This is a genomic window from Ruegeria sp. BF6 (assembly GCF_056538665.1).
Genome location: NZ_JBQFTN010000044.1, coordinates 1 through 1,994 on the forward strand (window position 1 = coordinate 1; position 1,994 = coordinate 1,994).

Sequence of the window (1,994 nt, forward strand, 5' to 3'; positions counted from 1 at the left end):
CGCAGAAAACCCCGTCACCCGATGGGGAAGAACAATCAGCCAAATCACACCATCCCTCGTAACAACTCCTATCAACGCCGCAGTGAATTAATGCGAAACCAACTGAGAACGACCTAATACGAACAAAAACTTCGCTTCTTATCAGGCGGTAAAATTAGGGTATGTTCGATTCGCGAACCCGGACACTGGTTACACAAGGAATTTTTGTATGAAGATTGCAATTGCCGGGATTGGCTATGTCGGCCTGTCCAATGCTGTGCTGTTGGCACAAAACCATGAAGTGGTGGCTTTGGACCTGTCAGCAGATCGTGTTGATCAAGTTAACCAGCGTCAAAGCCCGATCCAGGATACCGAGATTACCGATTTCCTGACGAACCGCACGCTTGACCTAACCGCCACGACCGATGCGGAAACTGCCTTTGGCGGGGCAGAGTTCGTGATTGTAGCTACTCCAACCAATTACGATCCGCGCAGCAATTACTTCGACACAAGTTCGGTCGATACGGTAATCGAACAAGTTACCGCGCTGAATCCAGACGCGGTCATCGTGATCAAATCCACCATCCCGGTGGGGTTCGTCGCCGGGGCCCGCGCGCGGTTCGGCACCGACAACGTCATCTTCTCACCGGAGTTCCTGCGCGAGGGGCGGGCGCTCTATGACAACCTGCACCCCAGCCGCATCATCGTCGGTGAACGGTCAGACCGGGCAAAGGTCTTTGCCGATCTGCTGGTGGAAGGGGCGGTGGACAAGGAAGTACCGGTGCTGTTCACCGATGCAGACGAGGCCGAGGCGATCAAGCTGTTCGCCAATACCTTTCTTGCCATGCGGGTGGCGTTTTTCAACGAGTTGGACAGTTATTCCCTGGCAGGAGGCATGGACTCGCGCCAGATCATCGAAGGCGTCAGCCTCGACCCGCGCATTGGCGCGCATTACAACAACCCGTCCTTTGGCTATGGCGGTTATTGCTTGCCCAAGGACACCAAGCAGCTACTGGCCAATTACAACCACGTGCCGCAGAACCTGATCCGCGCTATCGTCGATGCCAACCGCACCCGCAAGGATTTCCTCAGCGACCAGATTCTGATGAAAGGGCCAAAGGTTGTCGGCATTTACCGTCTGGTGATGAAAGAGGGCAGCGATAATTTCCGTCAAAGCTCGGTTCAGGGAATCATGAAACGGATCAAAGCCAAGGGCATAGAGGTCATCGTCTATGAACCGACCCTGAGCGCGGATCACTTTTTTCACTCACCGGTGATCCGCGATCTTGAGGAGTTCAAGCGGCAGGCTGACTTAATTGTCGCCAACCGCTTGTCAGACGAAATACGCGATGTAAGCGACAAGGTCTTTACCCGCGATCTGTTCGGTGCCGACTAAGATCGGCTGGGGCGGCGCTGAACCCGCGCCTATTCAAGGAAGACCTGCCGCGCAAACGACAGCGGCAGGTTTCGGTTCTGTCTCAGATCAGCACGAGGGCGTGGATGCCCGATGCAGTTGTCCCGGTGGCATGAACGCGCGTCACACCGACAGGCAGGATGGAAAAATCAGCCACCTGTACGGTGCGTGTTTCGCCGCGGACCGTGGTCATCACCACCGCACCGCCCGTTTCGACGTACAGACCGATTGCCACTTCGGCCAGATCGGTGGTGTCAGAAGGTGTCACGGGGGCAGCGTCGCGCGCGGGGCCGGACAAGCTGGAAACACGGTTTGTAAACGGGTTGGTCGTCATGGGTCGGGTCTCGTTCTCTGTGTCAATCGGCGGAACGCTAGCCAAATCCGCTTAACGACGTGAAAGCCCATCGTGCGTTGCGCAGCCTGTTCGGCGGCCCAACACAAAAAACCCGTTTCGGGGGCCTGTTCCGCGCGGCACTTGGGTGTCTTATGCCGCGCGTTCTGTTGCGTGGCTGTTCAGCCCTTTGCGCCTTGGCCTCGGGCGTAGACGTCCTCGTATCGGACGATGTCGTCCTCTCCGAGATAGGCGCCGGTCTGAACCTCG

At 56.8% G+C, this 1,994-nt stretch carries 2 protein-coding genes; one reads left to right on the plus strand and one right to left on the minus strand.

Annotated features, from left to right (window positions below; all coding sequences use genetic code 11):
* The first annotated feature begins 208 nt into the window (after positions 1-208).
* Positions 209-1,375: a nucleotide sugar dehydrogenase gene (locus ACR0IM_RS24470; protein WP_480643679.1), complete on the plus strand. Its 1,167-nt coding sequence runs from the start codon at positions 209-211 to the stop codon at positions 1,373-1,375.
* An 82-nt stretch (positions 1,376-1,457) separates the two neighbouring features.
* Here ACR0IM_RS24470 and ACR0IM_RS24475 read toward each other — a convergent pair whose 3' ends face one another.
* The gene (locus tag ACR0IM_RS24475) at positions 1,458-1,727 is read right to left on the minus strand and encodes a spike base protein, RCAP_Rcc01079 family (RefSeq protein ID WP_480643678.1); all 270 of its coding nucleotides are present in this window, start codon (positions 1,725-1,727) and stop codon (positions 1,458-1,460) included.
* Between the last annotated feature and the right edge of the window lie 267 nt (positions 1,728-1,994).

Excerpts from the sequence above, each read along its gene's own strand:
- ACR0IM_RS24470 (WP_480643679.1), top strand. The coding sequence starts at position 209 with ATGAAGATTGCAATTGCCGGGATTGGCTATGTCGGCCTGTCCAATGCT.
- ACR0IM_RS24475 (WP_480643678.1), bottom strand. The coding sequence starts at position 1,727 with ATGACGACCAACCCGTTTACAAACCGTGTTTCCAGCTTGTCCGGCCCC.